Annotated in this window: 19 protein-coding genes; 4 read left to right on the forward strand and 15 right to left on the reverse strand. The window is 63.1% G+C overall.

The window, feature by feature from the left end; all coding sequences use genetic code 11:
• Together ACRECX_RS13495 and ACRECX_RS13500 are read right to left on the reverse strand one after the other, a co-directional pair.
• Positions 1 to 497 (reverse strand): hypothetical protein (locus ACRECX_RS13495; RefSeq protein WP_431559362.1); only part of this gene is annotated, 497 nt, incomplete at its 3' end.
• Positions 494 to 901 (reverse strand): hypothetical protein, encoded by a 408-nt coding sequence (locus ACRECX_RS13500; protein WP_431559363.1) that lies wholly within the window; start codon positions 899 to 901, stop codon positions 494 to 496. The genes ACRECX_RS13495 and ACRECX_RS13500, both read right to left, overlap by 4 nt.
• 268 nt (positions 902 to 1,169) lie before the next feature.
• On the opposite strand from ACRECX_RS13500, the gene ACRECX_RS13505 reads away from it, so the two are divergent.
• On the forward strand, positions 1,170 to 1,898 hold the full coding sequence (locus tag ACRECX_RS13505) for a hypothetical protein (RefSeq protein WP_431559364.1): 729 nt from the start codon (positions 1,170 to 1,172) through the stop codon (positions 1,896 to 1,898).
• Between the two features lie 278 nt (positions 1,899 to 2,176).
• On the opposite strand, the gene ACRECX_RS13510 is transcribed toward ACRECX_RS13505, so the two are convergent.
• From ACRECX_RS13510 to ACRECX_RS13530, 5 genes are all read right to left on the reverse strand, one after another.
• On the reverse strand, positions 2,177 to 3,751 hold the full coding sequence (locus ACRECX_RS13510; protein WP_431559365.1) for an AAA family ATPase: 1,575 nt from the start codon (positions 3,749 to 3,751) through the stop codon (positions 2,177 to 2,179).
• 289 nt (positions 3,752 to 4,040) lie between these two features.
• On the reverse strand, positions 4,041 to 4,259 hold the full coding sequence (locus ACRECX_RS13515; RefSeq protein ID WP_431559366.1) for a hypothetical protein: 219 nt from the start codon (positions 4,257 to 4,259) through the stop codon (positions 4,041 to 4,043).
• Positions 4,260 to 4,483: 224 nt separating this feature from the next.
• Entirely contained in the window at positions 4,484 to 5,746 is a 1,263-nt protein-coding gene (locus ACRECX_RS13520) for a tyrosine-type recombinase/integrase (protein WP_431559367.1), read from the reverse strand.
• Between the two features lie 251 nt (positions 5,747 to 5,997).
• On the reverse strand, positions 5,998 to 6,486 hold the full coding sequence (locus tag ACRECX_RS13525) for a cupin domain-containing protein (protein WP_431559368.1): 489 nt from the start codon (positions 6,484 to 6,486) through the stop codon (positions 5,998 to 6,000).
• A 113-nt stretch (positions 6,487 to 6,599) separates the two neighbouring features.
• Positions 6,600 to 6,998: a hypothetical protein gene (locus ACRECX_RS13530; protein ID WP_431559369.1), complete on the reverse strand. Its 399-nt coding sequence runs from the start codon at positions 6,996 to 6,998 to the stop codon at positions 6,600 to 6,602.
• 449 nt (positions 6,999 to 7,447) lie between these two features.
• Between ACRECX_RS13530 and ACRECX_RS13535 the strand changes: the two genes are divergently transcribed.
• Positions 7,448 to 8,014 carry a hypothetical protein gene (locus ACRECX_RS13535; protein ID WP_431559370.1) on the forward strand — a complete coding sequence of 189 codons (567 nt, stop codon included), beginning with the start codon at positions 7,448 to 7,450 and terminating at the stop codon, positions 8,012 to 8,014.
• Positions 8,015 to 8,088: 74 nt separating this feature from the next.
• Here ACRECX_RS13535 and ACRECX_RS13540 read toward each other — a convergent pair whose 3' ends face one another.
• Positions 8,089 to 8,718, reverse strand: a complete 630-nt coding sequence (locus ACRECX_RS13540) for a hypothetical protein (protein WP_431559371.1) — start codon at positions 8,716 to 8,718, stop codon at positions 8,089 to 8,091.
• A 381-nt stretch (positions 8,719 to 9,099) separates the two neighbouring features.
• Here ACRECX_RS13540 and ACRECX_RS13545 point away from each other — a divergent pair, with 381 nt between their 5' ends.
• Positions 9,100 to 11,301, forward strand: a complete 2,202-nt coding sequence (locus ACRECX_RS13545; protein WP_431559372.1) for a DUF255 domain-containing protein — start codon at positions 9,100 to 9,102, stop codon at positions 11,299 to 11,301.
• A 27-nt stretch (positions 11,302 to 11,328) separates the two neighbouring features.
• On the opposite strand, the gene ACRECX_RS13550 is transcribed toward ACRECX_RS13545, so the two are convergent.
• The gene (locus ACRECX_RS13550) at positions 11,329 to 11,751 is read right to left on the reverse strand and encodes a MerR family transcriptional regulator (RefSeq protein ID WP_431559373.1); all 423 of its coding nucleotides are present in this window, start codon (positions 11,749 to 11,751) and stop codon (positions 11,329 to 11,331) included.
• A gap of 260 nt (positions 11,752 to 12,011) precedes the next feature.
• Between ACRECX_RS13550 and ACRECX_RS13555 the strand changes: the two genes are divergently transcribed.
• Positions 12,012 to 12,215 carry a GDCCVxC domain-containing (seleno)protein gene (locus ACRECX_RS13555; protein WP_431559435.1) on the forward strand — a complete coding sequence of 68 codons (204 nt, stop codon included), beginning with the start codon at positions 12,012 to 12,014 and terminating at the stop codon, positions 12,213 to 12,215.
• Positions 12,216 to 12,233: 18 nt separating this feature from the next.
• Here the strand turns inward: ACRECX_RS13555 and ACRECX_RS13560 are convergent, their stop codons facing one another.
• The 6 genes from ACRECX_RS13560 to ACRECX_RS13585 form a co-directional block, all read right to left on the reverse strand.
• Positions 12,234 to 13,175: a 3-hydroxybutyryl-CoA dehydrogenase gene (locus tag ACRECX_RS13560; protein ID WP_431559374.1), complete on the reverse strand. Its 942-nt coding sequence runs from the start codon at positions 13,173 to 13,175 to the stop codon at positions 12,234 to 12,236.
• A gap of 27 nt (positions 13,176 to 13,202) precedes the next feature.
• Entirely contained in the window at positions 13,203 to 14,147 is a 945-nt protein-coding gene (locus tag ACRECX_RS13565) for an electron transfer flavoprotein subunit alpha/FixB family protein (protein ID WP_431559375.1), read from the reverse strand.
• Positions 14,148 to 14,897 (reverse strand): electron transfer flavoprotein subunit beta/FixA family protein, encoded by a 750-nt coding sequence (locus ACRECX_RS13570; protein WP_431559376.1) that lies wholly within the window; start codon positions 14,895 to 14,897, stop codon positions 14,148 to 14,150. It abuts the gene before it with no gap.
• A gap of 128 nt (positions 14,898 to 15,025) precedes the next feature.
• Positions 15,026 to 15,739: a rhomboid family intramembrane serine protease gene (locus tag ACRECX_RS13575; RefSeq protein ID WP_431559377.1), complete on the reverse strand. Its 714-nt coding sequence runs from the start codon at positions 15,737 to 15,739 to the stop codon at positions 15,026 to 15,028.
• Between the two features lie 22 nt (positions 15,740 to 15,761).
• The gene (locus ACRECX_RS13580) at positions 15,762 to 16,340 is read right to left on the reverse strand and encodes a cob(I)yrinic acid a,c-diamide adenosyltransferase (RefSeq protein WP_431559436.1); all 579 of its coding nucleotides are present in this window, start codon (positions 16,338 to 16,340) and stop codon (positions 15,762 to 15,764) included.
• A gap of 91 nt (positions 16,341 to 16,431) precedes the next feature.
• Positions 16,432 to 16,629: a twin transmembrane helix small protein gene (locus ACRECX_RS13585; RefSeq protein ID WP_431559378.1), complete on the reverse strand. Its 198-nt coding sequence runs from the start codon at positions 16,627 to 16,629 to the stop codon at positions 16,432 to 16,434.
• Positions 16,630 to 16,677: the final 48 nt, after the last annotated feature.

Here is a 16,677-nt window from a genome sequence, read left to right on the forward strand (position 1 = left end):
GCTCGGGGCCGCCTCCGCCGCACGCGGCGCACGCGGCGCGCGGGCTTCTGCTTCGCGCCCTCGTCCTCGTCTGGCTCCTCGTCTGGCTCCTCGTCTGGCTCCTCGCGCGCAGCTGCGAGAGCGCGCCCGCGCGTAGCGTCGTGTGCGGGCTGGCACTGGGCCGCCGCCATGGCGTGCGCGAGGGGCGCGCCGCGCTTAAGCTCGCGCTTCAGAACGAGCAGCTGGTCGAGGTCGGCGACGGTGAGGAAGTAGTGGAACATGGAGGTCGGGTCCGCCGCCCGCTCGGCGCGCTCGGCGGCGCGCTCGGCCATGCTGCGGCGGATGGACTTGATCAGCAGCGGGACGTCGATGCGGGCCGAGCCCCTGACTGCGAGCAGTGCTCTCCTGACCTCGGCCTGGTGCGCAGAGTCTAGGGCGGCGAGCGACTCGATGTGCTCGGCCTGCTGGCGGCGGTCCAAGCTCCGCAGGACCTCGCGCGCGGTGGGGGCGACGGTCACGTGCGAGCCTCCTCTCGCAGTGCGCGGATCGCGGCCTGCGTGCCGTCCTCGGGCGGGGCCTCGACCACGAGGCCGAGCTTGCTCGTCAGGCGCGAGATCGCGCCGCTCACGCGGATCAAGCTCGACACATCGACTGGCTCGCCGCGGGCAACGGCGCTGTCCAAGCGCTCGCGCGTGACGACCAGTGTGGCGAGAGTGCGGACCAGGGTCTCGTTGCGACCGCCGGTCTCGGCCATGTAGTAGCGGAGCAAGTCTCGCCAGCGCCTGCCGGAGCGGGTGCGCAGGTCAATGCCGTAGCCGAGGCGCGAGCCGTTGGTGATCCGCGAGCGGTTGTTGACCGACACCGTGGCCGATCGCTCGCGGGATGCGGGCGATCTCGGGGCATTGCTTTCGAGTGTTTTCATGCGCGGATATTATGTGGACCATTGAGTGAACTCAACCTGGGTGCGGGAACACCTTGTTCTCCATAGGGTTCACGGCAGCCACTATCAGATACTAAATCTGATGAACCGTCTGGCAGGAGTGACTTCTTGGACCAGGATGGGCTTGTAACTTTTTGTCGGCGGCGGGGGCGGGCGGGGGTACCCTATTGGCCTCCCCGTCTAGGCCGCCTGCTTTTTGCGCTGCGGGGGGCCTTTGTTTAGTGGGACACCTAACGGGGGCTGCGCATCAATGATTATAGGGCGCTGGGTTGCGGCTGGATTTGTCCTCTTAGTGATCTTCGTGGCGGTCGGTATCTACTGGGAGCCGCCGTCTACTCTCTCGGCCTTGCAACCTCCTCCTGGTCAGCCAATCACCGATGCAGAAGTCCAAAAAGAGCCACACCCCTTCATCGATCTTCTTAACGACAACGATGGCGCGGTTCTCGCCATCCTGACATTCTTCCTCGTCATCTTTACTGCGGTTTTGGCCGACGTTGGGCACCAGCAGATCCGCCAGACCGAGATCTTGCAGCGGGCGTACCTCTGGATTGACATCGGAAATATCCGCGCCCTCACCGGCGAGGACGGCTTCGTACCGCGCATCATAATTCGCAACGCGGGCCGCCACCCGGCAGAGAACGTGGCTTGGGCGTTTGGCGAACCACATTTTACTTCGAACAACGTGTGGAGGCCGGACAAGTACCCGGATGCCCCGACCGGCTCCGTTACCCTCGCCCCGGGAGCGGAAATGACGCACGGCGCCCCAGTTCTTCACATCCCAAGCGAGCATCGCGGGCAGAGCGTTTATCTCTACATCTGGGGCTACGTCACGTACGACGATGGGTTCAGAACCGGGCGCATTGCTCGATTCTCTCATCGCTACAACATGAAGTTGATTCGGCCCGTCGAGGGCCTTGGCAGGCGCGCGTTTCCAAAAATGGCAGCCCGCTTTAGTCGCGACTACAACGAAAGTACCTGATAACGCCGCCACGCAGTCCCCTAGGCAGGCGGACGTGGACCCAGACGAGCGTGAGCGGGCCTCTTTGAATGATTGGGCGCGACTTGGACCTGACGCGCTGGTTGTGCCTTCCCGCGACGGAATTTTACTGCGTGATGGTGCTGGTTTAGGGCTTTAGCGGGGTTAGGGTATTAAAACCCTAAAGTTCCTCCCTCTCTCCCGTGAAGCGCCCTGTTAGGGCGGGCGCTCACGACTTTAGCGCTTTGCGCGCCTGGGCCAGCTAAAGCCCTAAACCTCCTTCACGCATCGCGCTCGCGCTGGTTCGGAAACTTCACCACGTTCCCCTGCTCGGTTAGTTCTTTCTTGATCTGGGAGACGCGCGCCTCCCCGACCCCCAGTTCGCGGGCGATGTCCCTCTGCTTCATCCCCGCGTCCAGCATCTCGCGCACCTTCTCCTTGCGCGCGTCGCGCACCGTCTCGTGTGTCCAGGTCACCCGACCGTCCCGTATCGCCAGGCGCAGTCTCAGGGGTTCTTCGCCCGCGCCGAACACCTCGCGCCCCTTCATGTACTCCAGCTCGAACAGACTCTCGTCGTCGGCCGCGTCGGCGTCGCGGGGCTGCTTGGTCAATTTGATGGATGTCTCCGGCGTGTCCTCCCGCTTGGAGGTGCCGCGCTGCGAACCGCCCTTGCCGGCGTGGTGGATCATCAGCATGGTCCGCCCGCGCCAGCGGTGGCTCATGAGCCAGTCCTGCACCGGCAGCCAGTCCTCGGGCGAGTTCTCCTCGCCTGTCCTGACCAGCGTCGAGAGCGAGTCCAGGATGACGAGGTCCGGTTGAACCTGCTTGATGATGTCGTCAATCGAGCGGCGCCCCTCAGGCGTGGCCAAGTCGGGCATGGCCTGCCGACGCAAGTTGAACGTGTCGCGACAGACGATGTGGAGCGTGCCGCGCGGGGGCCGCCCGTACTGACTCAATCTTGTCTGCAAATAGGCGCCGGGCATCTCACCGTCGACGTAGAGCACCCGCCCCGGCCGCTCGCACTGCCAGCCCAAAAGATCGTCGCCGCGCGCGACAGCGAAGGCGATGGACAGCGCCAAGTAAGTCTTGCCGTGGCCGGCGCGGGCGAAGATCATCGCGATGCCCGGCTGCGGCAGCCACGGCGCGAGCAGCATCTCGCGCTTCGGAAAAGTCAGCTCCATGAAGTCCTCCAAGATGTGAAACTTCGCCGCCGCCGCCGGCTGGTTCTCGGCCGTCAGAGCCGCGCGCCATTCTTGTTCAGCGGCCTTTGCGCGCCGCAGCCTATCGTTCCAGTCAAGGCCCTCTGGGCGAGGCAGGGCGATGCGCACGTGCTTGCCCTCGTACTCCAGCCGCTCGGCCAGCGCGGCGGCGGCCGCCCGTCCTGAGTCGTCGTTGTCGGCGGCGATGACGTACTCGGTTGCGTGCGGCGGTCTTACCGCGCTGAGGCCGCTAGCCGACAGCGCAGCAATACCGGGCCAGCCCGACAGTTGCATCGCGGACAGCGTGCTCTCGACGCCCTCGCCGATGATGAGCGTCCCTCCTAGGTTGATCTCGGCGAGCTGCGCGTACCCGCCCTTGACCTTCCCGAACATACGGCGCGGGCGACCGTCGCGAACTGCCAGTTTGGCTCCACCGTCGCGCGACAGCAACGTGACGTGCGCGCCCTGAAGGCCCTTCGGTCCGACGACGGGCAGCACCATCGCCGGAAAGCCCACACCGAGAAGACGTCGGCTGTCCTTCGCCGGAAGCAGCATCGCGCTTTCGGGACAGGCACCTAAGCCGCGCGTCTGCAAATACGCGGTCGGGCTTCCGGCCTCGGCCAACGCAGCAGCGCGAAGGATCGCGAAGGCCTTCATGAACCGCGCGTAGTCGGCTTGGTCGGGCGGCAGCGTGTCGCCCCGCTTCGGTGGCTTCGGAGGTGATCCCCATGTCCCGCCACCGCCCCACAGGCCGCGCGACCTGAGCGCCCCGATCACGGCCTCCGCCGAGCAACCGGCGTGGCAGTGGAAGAGCGGCGCCTTGCCCTGGCCCTGGCTCACATGCAGTGACGGGGTCTCATCGTCGTGCGCGGGGCACCGGCACATGCCCGTCTCAGCATTTCCACTCAGGGCGTGGATCAACTCCGCCGCAGTGAGCGGGCGGGCGCTACGAGCTGGCGCTGACATCTTGCGCCTCCATGCCAGCGATGGCCTCAAGCTCGCTGCGCCTGTAAAACACTTGGCCCCGCGGTCGGCCGGTCGGGCGAACTGGCGTCAGCTTGCCCTTCTTCTGGAGCTCAATGATGGGGTCAATGCTAGCGTAGCCGAGCAGGATCGCGGCCTGCCTCCGGCTGTAAAGGAGTGGTGTGAACTGAGACGCAGACATGCGACGGCTCCATAGGTCACCGACCGGCTTTCGCCGGGCTCGGCTGGTTCATCCTATGGAGGCCGGAGCGTGGGTTTTTCCGTTGGCGGTTATCACGGCTCTCACGCCAGCACCCCATCACAGTTCCAGGTGGTGGCGCCCCGCGCGTGCCGCGCGGGCTGTGCGAATTATAGGAATCATACGCAAGGAAGGCAAAGGATCAGGCGGGATGTGGGGGGAAACTCTTAACGAACCTTAAACTTAACCACCTTCCGCCCCGGCTCCAGGATCTTGCCGACCTCGACCTCGACCTTGCGCAGCGCCTCGTCGATGCGCCGCCTGTACTCCTTCGGATTGTCGTAGTGCGCCTGCACACCCTTGATGCCGTGACCCAGGGTCCGCTCGGCGATCTCGGTCGGCACCCGCCCACGGGTCATCAGTCCGCGGCAGGTCCGCCGCAGGTCGTGAAGCCGCCAGTCCTTGATGGCGTCCTGCTCAGTAGGGGCCTCTCCCTTGCGAAGCAGGCGGCCCAGCCTCGCTTCGGCACCAGCCTTGGCTATGCGCTGATCCAACAGGCGCTTGCCCTCGCTGAACGCATTAAACGCCGCGCTGCCGCGCCCGGCGAAGACGAAGGAGTTCTCCGCCCGCGGCTGCTGCGCGCGCACGATCTCCAGAGCCGTGCGGGTGAGAGTGATCGCCTCGGGCGTCCCCTTCTCGCGCTCCTCGCGCGGTATCCGCCACTCGCCCGTATCGAGGTCCACGTCCTGCCAGCGCATCGCTGCGACCTTCGATCTCCGCAGTCCCGTCAGAAGAAGCACGCGCACCAGCGAGTTGAACGTGCCGGGCTCATCCGTAGCCTGCCAAAGCCCACGAATCTCATCGTCCGCAAGCCAGCGCTCACGCTTGACCGGGGCGCGCCGTCGCATGCGCGGGACGACCGGACTGACGTAATCCCCGTCGCGGGACTGGTGCCACGTCATGACCCCGCGCACGATTGCTAGGACGGCGTCAGCCATCACCACACCATGCTCGTCAACGATCTCGTCCATCAGCTCCGCCACGTCGCGCCGGTGAATATCGGCGAAGCGCCGACTGCCCCAGCGCGGCGTGACGTATTTGTCTAGATGCCAGCGGATCGACTTCTCCGACCTGAGGCCGCCGGCAGCGACGTGGCGCTTCAAGTACTGGTCGGCGACCTCAGCGAAGCTGCCCGCCTTCCTCTTCGCAAGCTCGCCCTTCGCGTTGAACTTCAGCGCGGCGTCTCGGGCCTGTTTGCAGCTTAGGTTGGGGTATTCTGCATCGGAGTAATCGAAGTAACCAAGCTTCTTCCGACGCGGCTTGCCGCGCTCGTAGAAGAGAGCCGACCAGGACCTCCTGCCGCTCTTGTTCAAAGTCAGGACCAAAGATCGACCCTGGCTGATGTTCTCGAAGAAGTCGATCTGACCACGGCCCTTCGGCAGCTTGCAGCTGGTCAGGGTTGCGCTGGTGAACCTTTTGACCTTTGGCATCGGGACCCTCCCCGTTGGCGCTCACTAAATGCTCACTTAATAAACTACATATTAAGTGAGGATCGTGAATTCACCAACGGGGCAAAGGATTTAGCCTGTAAATAGTTGATTGTGCTGCTTAAACTGCTCCAACATCCCTCGACATCCCTTGACATCCATCTGATGCATATCCCATTCCTAATCTGAGGGTCGCAGGTTCGAATCCTGCCGGGGTCACCACCAAGATTGCGAAGGCGGGGATGGCGAAGGGACTACTCCTTCGCCCCGTCCTCGCCAGGATAAGCAATGACGTGCTCCTGCTCCTCCGGGTCGTTGCGGGCGACGATGGCGATGGCCGGCTCAGTGTCGCTCAGATTGATGGGCTGATGCGGCACGTCCGCGGGGATGAAGATGAAATCGCCCGCCTCGTTCACCACGCTCTTCTTCAGACCCTCGCCGTATCGTGTCTCGACCCGGCCTTGCATCAGATAGATGGCCGACTCGAAGCCCTCGTGCACATGGGGCTCGGCCTTGCCGCCTGGCGAAATGACGACTTTCAGCAGCGATAGGCCCTTGGCGCCGGCGGTCTTGCCCGAGATGCCGGGAAAGATCGGCAGCGCCTGTTTGGAGCCGGTGACCTCGACGCCGCGCACGGTGACGACGTCCTTGCCGTTCGGCTCGCCGAGAATGACCGACTCGGCCGCCGCCTTGCCTGACAGGACGCTACAGGCAATCAGAAACACGAGAGATCGAACGCGCATCGCCGCTTCCTCCAGACGCATATCTTGCGCTTAGTCTGGAACGGCGGCAGGCACATGCACAAGGGGCGGGTCCTGAAAGACCCGCCCCTTGCGGTTCCCTGCTTTGGCGGTGGCTAGCCGCCGATGCGCGCCGTGCCGGAGCGGCCGTCGTTGCGCACCCAACGCACCGCGCCGCCGCTTTGGCTGAGCTTGTAGCAATAGGTGTTGCCGTCCATCCAACTCGTCCACTTCTGGCAAAGCTGGTCGCCGGCGACCCACCATTTGCCGCTGTCGGCGGCGCCGTCACCGCGGGAGAATGCGGCCGCGACCGTGCCCATGCTGCCCTTCATGGTGCCGCCGGCGGCGTAGCGGATCGGCAATTCAAAGCCAGAAATCTTGAGATAGACGGTCTTGCCGCTCACGGCTTGACGCAACCCCTCGCCACTGAGCGAGGTTTCGGCGGCTTCGGACAAAGGAGCCGCGAGCGAGAGCGCGGCGAATGCGGCGGCAGTAACGGTTGCGGTCTTCAACATGGGACTGGCCTCCAATCTCCAAGCGCCCTCCTCAGGCGCTGGCTCCACTTGAAAGAGCGGAAGCGATGCCCCGCTCATATTCAGGAGACCGTTGTCGCAAAATCCCCCTGAACCGAACCTGAGGCGGCCGTTCATCGGACATTCATGGACTTGGGACCGCGCGCCGGCGTAAAGTCTGGCCAAGTTTTAATGAAGAGGAGATTGGCTCGGACTGCGATCTCGCCTTACAATTGTCACCGATTGTGGGGTGAAATCGAGCAGGAGCGTCGGTTGTGAAGGCTTTGGAGAAAAGCATGTCGAGACACCAGACCAGATTGAGACGTCCGGCCGGCGCGCTTGCGGCCGGCGTGGCCTGCGCTATCGCCCTATCGCTCGCCAACCCAGGTCCGGCTTTGGCCGGGTCCGAGACCCAGTCGTTAGCCGATAGTCCCGATGCCGTGAAGCAAAGCATGACCCGTTCGGGCATCAGGCCGGGTGCACAAGCGGCCGCTACCGGTGCCGCCAAGCAGAGCATGACCCGATCGGTTGCCAAGCCGGCGGCTCAGGCCGCCGCAGACAGCGCAGCCAAGCAGGCCATGACCCGGTCTACTGCAAAGCCCACGGTTCAAGCGGCTGCGGGCGAAGCCGCCAAGCAGGCAACGTCACGGTCGGCAGTGAAGCCGACCGTTCAAGCAGCCGCGAGCAATGCCGCCAAACAGGCCATGTCACGGTCGGCAGTGAAGCCAACCGTTCAAGCGGCCGCAGGCGATGCCGCCAAACAGGCTATGACCCGCTCCGCCGTGAAACCTGCGACTCAGGTAGCCGCAAACGATGCCATCAAACAAAGCATGACACGGGCCGCGGCAAAGCCCGCGATGCAGGCGGCGCGCGCCGAGGCGCAGTTCAAGCAGGTGGCCATGCGCGCGGAGCCGCAGGAGGCATCCGCCAAACGCGCGGCCCAGGCGCCGCTCGCGCGCAGGGATGTGAAGGCGACCCGGTCAAGCTCAAGCTGGTGGGATTGGCTGTTGGGCCAATAGCCTCGAGCCGCAAACGCTCGTTATTGAACAGACCGCCGCCGGGCCCGGCGGCGGTCTTTCTTCTCGAAAGAAACCTATTCCTCGAGCTCGCTTACGACCAGATTGTCGAAGGCGAACTTCGCGGGCGCCTCCTCGCCTGATATGCCATAGAAGCCGACCACGCCGCCATCCTTCGGCTGCTTGCCTTTGAAGCGCTTGATCTCGGTGCCGTTGATGAAGAGCGTCGCGTCTTTCGGTCGCAAGGTGAGCTCGACGTGATTGGTTTCGCCGACGCCCTTCTTCAGCGCGAGGCTCTCTTCGGTGAACAGATAGGTCGTCTCGCCATTCATGACGCGCCTGGCTTCTACCCATCCGTCAGCCCAAATGAACACCGCGTAGTAGTTGTCCCAGTCCTGCCACCAGAACACCAATCCGATCGGACTGTTCGGAAAATCAGTCGCCTCGGCGATGGTCAGGTCGGCGCAAACGTTAGCGCCCATGTTCTGGGTCAGGAAGTTGACCTGACCCATAAATCCATCGATGATCAAGGAGCCGTCTTCGACGTAGACGTACTCGCTGGGCTCGCCCCACGAGGGGTCCATAAACTCGAAATCATCCTCGAAGATGGCTGTGTCGGGATCGCACTCCGCCACCGCAGGACTTGAAATCAGAAACAGGCCGAGCGCCAAAGTGGCGACCGTCACGACACGCGAACCGAAGCTCATCGCATAACCTCCCTACAATGCCGGGGCAGCCCCTTCCTGCCCCGCGCGAATAACGTTGCTCGCTCCAACTAAAGCTTATCGGTGATCCCTGACGGCTTCAAGCGAGCCGAGCCTCCGCCGACGTCCCGCCCGTAAATATGCCAACTAGGTCAGGTAATTCACCGGACTTTGATGTCCGGCGAACCGTGAATGCATTACCCTCAGGCTCGAAATCGACTTGAGCAGGTGCGCATGGACCGAAAAAACCCGGCCATCAAGCGACGTTGGCGCCTGATTTGCCCTCGCGCCAGTTGGCTTTCGACGCTCACGGTCGCGATAACCGCTTGGATTCTTTGCGCAACGGCTGGCACCGCGGAGACGCGATCTTCAACGCACAATCGATTGATCGATTCCGGCAGCCCGTATCTTCTCCAGCACGCGCATAACCCAGTCGATTGGTACCCCTGGGGGGAGGAGGCCATTGCCAAGGCCAAGAAAGATAACAAGCTGATCTTCCTCTCTGTCGGCTACAGCACCTGCTATTGGTGCCACGTCGCCGAGCGGACCATCTATTCCAATCCCGAAATCGCGGCGCTGATGAACAAGTGGTTCGTCAACATCAAGGTCGATCGCGAAGAGCGACCCGACATTGACGAGACGTACATGCTAGCGCGGCAGATTTTGACCGGCTCCGGCGGGTGGCCAAACAACTTGTTCCTCACGCCAGATCTCAAGCCATTCTTCGCCGGAAGTTACTTTCCGCCGCAGGATCAAGATGGCAGACGGGGCTTCCCCGGCATTCTCAAGCTAATCCATGAGGGCTGGAAACAGGACCCGGCCGAGATCGAGCGGGTTGGCGATATGGTTACGGGCGAGCTCGCGCGCTTGCGCGATAGCAACACCAAACCCGCAAGTCTTCTGAGGCTCAGGCCCGGCAGGTGGCTGACCGCTGCCCGCGACAATGTCTTACCTCACCGGGACCGAGTGCACGGCGGCTTTGACGGCGGTGGCGGAACCAAGTTTCCCCAGTCGCCCTTGATAAGCTTGCTCCTGACCGATTATCGCCTCAATGGCACTGCGGACTCGCTCGAGACCGTCGCCGGAATGCTGAATGCCATGTCCCTTGGCGGCATCCATGACCATCTCGGCGGCGGTATGCACCGATACAGCACCGAGCCGACTTGGTCGGTGCCGCATTTCGAAAAGATGTTGTATGACAACGCGCAGCTCATCGGCCTCTACGCCGACTACTACGCAATCACACGTCAGCCGCTGGCGCGCAAGATGGCTGGTGACATTGCCGGCCATCTCCAGCGAAGACTGACGGCTCCGGAAGGCGGCTTCTACACCGCCGAAGATGCCGACATCGAAGGCAAAGAGGGCGAGACCTATCTCTGGACCAGGAACGAGATAACCGCTGCGCTTGGCGAAGCCGACGCAAGCCGCCTCTTCGCGCTCTACGAGCTGATGTCCCTACCCGACGATCCCGGCGGGCCCGGCGTCCTGCGCATGAGGCAAGATCGGACAGACTTAAGGACCGATGGCGCACGCATCGTGGAATCCATAACAGATCTCGCGCCTCTCCGTGCCAAACTGCTGGCGATCAGAGATCGGCGTCAGCAGCCCGCCCGCGACGACAAGATCGTCGTATCGCTCAATGGGCTTGCCATAGCCGGCCTCTCACACGCCGGAACGGTGTTCGGCGAGCCGCAGTGGATTGAATCGGCCCGGCGCGCCGGTGAGTTCCTGTGGCGGAGTGCCTTCGATGCAAAAAGCGGAAGTCTCAGCCGTTACGTCTACAAAGGTAACGCGCGTGGCGACGGCTTCCTCGAAGATTATGCCTTGCTCGGGCTCGGCTTCGTCGCGCTTGGCGAGGCGACCGGCGAACCTGAGTGGGGCAAGCGCGCCGACGCGCTGGCCTCGGCGATGATGGAGCGTTTCGTCAAAGATGACGGCATGGTGGTTACCGCCGCGGCCGACCCGACGCTGATCGTGCCCGCGATCGACCTCAACGACCACGACACACCGTCCGGGACGTCAGCGGCCTACGAACTACTTGCGCACCTCGGAACGACAACCCAGCGCTATGCCGACGCGGCCACAAAGATCGTGGCTTGGATGGCGCCGAAGCTCGAATCCAGTCCCGATAGCTGGCCAAGTCTTGTCTCGAGCGCCGCACAGCTCGGCGTCTCACCGAAGACAGCCGCTCCGGCGCCCTTGCTTGATAGCGCCGCTTACGTCAAGGCGACGGCTTATACGTCGAGCGACGCCGAGCATGATCTGATCGCGATAACCCTCTCGATTGATCCCGGCTACCACATCAACGCCAACCCAGCCTCGCTCGACTACCTCATCCCGACGACTGTAAGGGTTCCTGGCGCCGGGCAGGCCAAAGTCACCTATCCGCCCGGAAAGATGTTTAGTACCAAGTTCCTTGACCACGGCATTTCGGTCTACGAGGGCTCGGTCACCATTAGCGTCGAACTCCCCAAGGGCAGCGGTGCCAAGGCGCGACACTTGCCGGTGGAGATCGAGGTGCAAGCCTGCACTGATGAGATTTGCCTACCGCCGGCGACCATCTCGGTGCCGTCCGGAGACTGCTGACACGCGGCGCCGAAAGGTCAGACCGGTTTAGGCATCGGCGCCGAGGGTATCAAGGATGGGGCAGGAACGCTGCCGCCCGGGCCGACAAGCGCTCGTCATTTCTGCGAGAGCGCGATCAAGCTTCTTGAGGCTTGCGATCTTGCCGCGCACATCGGCAAGATGGCGCAGCGTCATTTCCTTCGTCTCCGCACAAGCCTCCTTACTGCGCTCCGCCAAAGCAAGCAATGTGCGGATATCCTCGAGCGTAAAGCCGAGCTCCCGGCCACGACGAACAAATCGCAGCCGCTGCACATGGCTATGGTCGTAGACGCGGTGGCGGCCGCTTGTCCGTGGCGGCTTCGGCAAAAGCCCGATGCGCTCGTAATAGCGTATGGTCTCGACGTTGACGCCCGTCCGCTGCGAAAACTCGCCGATGAGGAGATGTGCCGATCGCGACTTCGAGAGTGGCATGCCAGAACTCCTCGCTTGCATCTGTAGCGGCTACAGATTGTAGACAGGAGTTGAGCCGGATGCCACCGACTCTCCGTGAACGGGTTCTACGAGGAGACGCAGAATGACTGCCCGCCTATTGATAGCCGCCGCCATTCTCTTTGGTCTTGGAACGGCGGCGTATGCGTTTTGTCCGCTTTGCGGGTGAGCAGAGATAGGCCCTGGCGGTCCCCGCCCGCCGGGGCCATCTTCGCGGCCCGCAAACAGAGGCGGGCAGCGTGATTGAGTATCAATCGACAATCACCTGTCCGGCTTGCGGTCGTGCGGACACCGAGACCATGCCGACCGATGCCTGCCAGATTCGCTACACATGCAAAGTGTGCGGCCTGGAGATGCGCCCTAAGCGAGGCGACTGCTGCGTCTTCTGTTCCTATGGCTCGGTGCCGTGTCCACCGATGCAGGAGACGCGTCGGGCGAGTCAGTAGCGACGGCCGTTCAGATAGTTAGCGCGTCGGCATCGGCGTTTCGCCGCGATAGTCGTAGAAGCCGCGTTTCGTCTTCCGTCCCAGCCATCCGGCCTCGACATATTTCACCAAGAGCGGGCACGGACGGTACTTGGAGTCGGCAAGCCCTTCGTACAGCACCTGCATGATCGACAGACAGGTGTCCAGGCCGATGAAATCGGCGAGCTGCAACGGCCCCATGGGATGGTGGGCGCCGAGCCGCATGGCCGTGTCGATGGCGTCGACCGAGCCCACGCCTTCATAGAGCGTGTACACCGCCTCGTTGATCATCGGCAGCAGGATGCGGTTGACCATGAAGGCCGGAAAGTCTTCCGACACCGCCGTGGTCTTGCCAAGCGTTTCGACGAACTCCTTGGCGCGCCCGAAGGTAATGTCGTCGGTGGCGATGCCGCGGATCATCTCCACGAGCTCCATCACCGGCGCTGGATTCATAAAGTGGAGGCCGATAAAGCGCTCCGGCCGGTCGGTGGTGGCGGCGAGCCTAGTGATGGAGATGGACGAGGTGTTGGTGGCGACGATGGCGTCAGGCTTGAGGAAAGGACACAGCGCCACGAAAATCTTGCGCTTCACCGTCTCGTCTTCGGTGGCGGCTTCGACCACGAGATCCGCGTCCGCGAGATCCTGGTACGACTGGGCAAAAGTGATGCGCGACAGCGCCTTCTTACGGTCCTCGTCGTTGATCTTGCCGGAGGCGACCTGGCGCGACAGGTTCTTGTCGATGGCCTGAATCGCGGCGTCGAACCGCTCTTTGGCGAGATCGTTCACGGCCACGTCATACCCGCCAAGGGCAACCACATGGGCGATGCCGCCGCCCATCTGCCCGGCGCCTATGATCCCGACCTTGCGAATTGGCTCCACCTCAAGCTCTCGCTTGGCGGTTGGGTCGGCGAGGATATCCGCTCCGCGCACTATGTCGTCCATGGTCATTCCTCATGAACCCGCTGACTCTCAATAGCCTGCCTTCTTAAGTTCGGCATCAAGCTCGGGCAGCACGGTAAACAGGTCGCCCACCAGCCCGTAGTCGGCCACCTGGAAGATCGGCGCGTCGGCGTCCTTGTTGATGGCGACGATCACCTTGGAATCCTTCATGCCGGCCAAGTGCTGGATGGCGCCCGAAATGCCGACGGCGATATAAAGCTCCGGGGCCACGACCTTGCCCGTCTGCCCAACCTGATGATCGTTGGGCATGTAGCCGGAGTCGACCGCGGCGCGCGAGGCGCCCATCGCGGCGCCAAGCCGGTCGGCGACCGGCTCGATCAATTTCTTGAAGTTCTCGCCCGACTGCATGCCGCGGCCACCGGAAATGACGATCCGCGCCGAGGTGAGCTCGGGACGCTCGCTCACGCTGATATCGGAGCTTTCGAAGCGAGATAGCCCGACGGCGCCCGCTGGCGTCACCGTCTCGATGTCTGCCGAACCGCCTTCGCCCGTACCGGCGAACGCCGTAGTGCGCACCGTGGCGACGACGATCTTGTCGGAGGTCTGCACCGTCTCGAGCGCGTTGCCCGCATAAATGGGCCGCACGAACGTGTCGGGCGACTTGACCTCGACGATATCCGAGATCTGCCCGACGTCGAGCAACGCGGCTACGCGCGGCAGCACGTTCTTGCCCGTGGTCGTCGCCGGCGCAAGCAGCACAGTGTAATTGCTCATCAGCGACAGGATCGTCGCCGCCGTCTCTTCCGCCAGGCGCTGCTCAAGATGCGGCGCCTCGGCGAGCAGCACCTTGCGCACGCCTTCGAGCTTAGCCGCTTGTTCGGCGACGGGTTTACAGCCCGCGCCGGCGACAAAAACGTCGATCTCGCTGCCGAACGCGCGCGCGGCCGTCAGAACTTTCGCCGTCGACGGCGCGAGCGTCTTGTTGTCGTGCTCGGCGAGCACCAGGACCGCCATCTACAGGACCCCCGCCTCGTTCTTGAGCTTGTCGATGAGCTGCGCCACGTTATCGACCTTGATGCCTGCCTCCCGGGCCTTCGGCTCAACCACCGAGAGCACCTTCAGGCGTGGCGCAATATCAACCCCGAGCGTCTCGGGCGTCGTCTCTTCGATCGGCTTCTTCTTCGCCTTCATGATGTTGGGCAGCGACGCATAGCGTGGCTCGTTGAGGCGCAAGTCGGTGGTGATCACGGCTGGCTTCTTGAGCTCGACCGTTTCCAAGCCGCCGTCCACCTCGCGCACCACCTTGACCTTCTCGCCGTTGAGTTCGAGTTTCGAGGCGAAGGTGCCTTGTGGCGCGCCGAGCAGTCCCGCGAGCATCTGGCCGGTCTGATTGCAGTCGTCGTCGATCGCCTGCTTGCCCATGATGACGAGGTCGGGCTTCTCATTGTCCACGAGGGCCTTGAGTACCTTGGCCACGGCGAGCGGTTCGACGGTCGCCTCGGTCTTGACCAGGATGGCGCGGTCGGCACCCATGGCGAGCGCCGTGCGCAATGTGTCCTGGGCCTTGGCGCTGCCAATGGAAACAGCGACGACCTCGCCCGCCTCGCCCCGCTCCTTGATGCGGACGGCCTCTTCGACGGCGATTTCGTCGAATGGATTCATCGACATCTTCACGTTGGCAAGGTCGACCCCGCTACCGTCGGATTTGACCCGGACCTTGACGTTTGCATCGATGACCCGTTTGACGGGTACGAGAATTTTCATGCGGCTTTATGTTCCCCGCACGGTTTGACTAGCCCCCCACAGCCAGCATCTCGCAACTGCGAAATGGCGGCGACCGTACTGCCCGGACCGGCCAGAGTCAATGGTTTCTAGGGGTTTTGCCAGGGAGTCTAGGCCCCTCCCCTGGTGCGGTCGAACAGCACTACACCGCGCCGCCGCATGAACAGGATCAGCACCGCGCCGGCCAGCAAACCCCCGATATGGGCCCACCAGGCGACGGCCTCCTCGGTCTCGAACAGGAGGTTGGCGAACTGGGCAAGGATCCAGATGCCGAGCGCCCACGCGGCGGTGATTTTGATCGGAATGCGCCACAGCGCCAGCACCCACACCTTAACCTTGGGGTGCAAAATCAAATAGGCGGCGATCACCCCCGCCACCGCGCCTGATGCCCCAATCAGGGGCAGGTCCGAGTGCGGCAACATCCAAGTGTGGAGCAGGGCGGCGAAGATTCCGCACATTAGGTAGAACATGATGAAGCGAAGGTGCCCCATGGCATCTTCGATATTGTCGCCGAACACCCAAAGGAACAGCATGTTGCCGATGAGGTGGATCCAGCCCCCGTGCAGGAACATGTAGGTGACGAGCGTCAAGCGCTCGGGCACGGGCAACGCGCCGGTAGCGAAGAACGCAGTTCCTCCGCCCGAACCCTCCGTCAGCTTGGCTGGGATGACAGCCAGCGCCATCAGGTTCTCGTCGCCGAGCGGAATGAACCAGCCCGTCTGGAAGATGGCGTAGAACGCGACGTTGAGGGCGATCAGCCCCACCGTTACATATTGGAAGCGGATCTTCTTGAGGGGATTGGTGTCGTGAAGCGGGATGAACAAGGAGGCACCACCGATCTCTACATCAGCGGTTCTTGCCCGGCACCCACATCACATCGGACTTGCCCTTGCCGTTTGCATAGCGCGCGGCAACGAACAGAAAATCCGACAGCCGGTTGATGTAGCGCAGCGTCGCGTCGCCAACCGGCTCGCCCGGCCGTAACGCGAGCGCGACCATCAGCCTTTCGGCCCGGCGTGACACAGTGCGTGCAAGATGCAGAAAGCTGGCGGCCGGTGTGCCGCCGGGGAGCACGAAGGAGCGCAGCGGCTCGAGCGCGCGGTTGAGCTCGTCAATCTCGCCTTCGAGCCGCGCGACCTGCGCATCGCTCACTTGCAAGCGCCCGCGCACATCCTTGGTCTCGTCGGGGAAGCAAAGGTCGGCGCCAAGGTCGAACAGATCGTTCTGGATGCGCGCCAGCATCGCGTCGAGCGTTGGATCGCTCGCGCGCGCGTGGAGGCGTGCTAGACCGATGACCGCATTGGTTTCGTCCAGCGTGCCATAGGCCTCGACCCGAAGGTCGTACTTCGCCACGCGCCGGCCTGAGCCAAGCGCAGTCGTGCCGTCGTCGCCAGTGCGCGTATAAATCTTGTTGAGGACGACCATAACCACCCGCCCTGCTTGCCAAGGCCCGCGGGATCCTTGCCGCTTATTAGCTTAACGTAGCTTGGGCCGGATGCCGGTCAAGCCTTCGTTATCAGGGCCGCTGCCCGGCCAGATAGATGACCGCCATCACGATGATGATGGCAATGAACTGTAGAATCACCCGCGCCCGCATGAGTTTTTGGCTGAGATTGGGGTTTCCGCCGCGCATCATGTTCCACAAGCCGAACAAGAGCACGATCGCCACGGCGGCGAGCGCGAACGGGATGATCGAGCGCAGGATGTCTTCCACATGCCCCTCCCCGGTCTGGTTGGGCGCCTATTCCAACGCCGGAGCCGG

It is taken from the genome of Methyloceanibacter sp., from assembly GCF_050726195.1.
In the GTDB taxonomy this organism is placed as follows: Bacteria; Pseudomonadota; Alphaproteobacteria; order Rhizobiales; family Methyloligellaceae; genus Methyloceanibacter.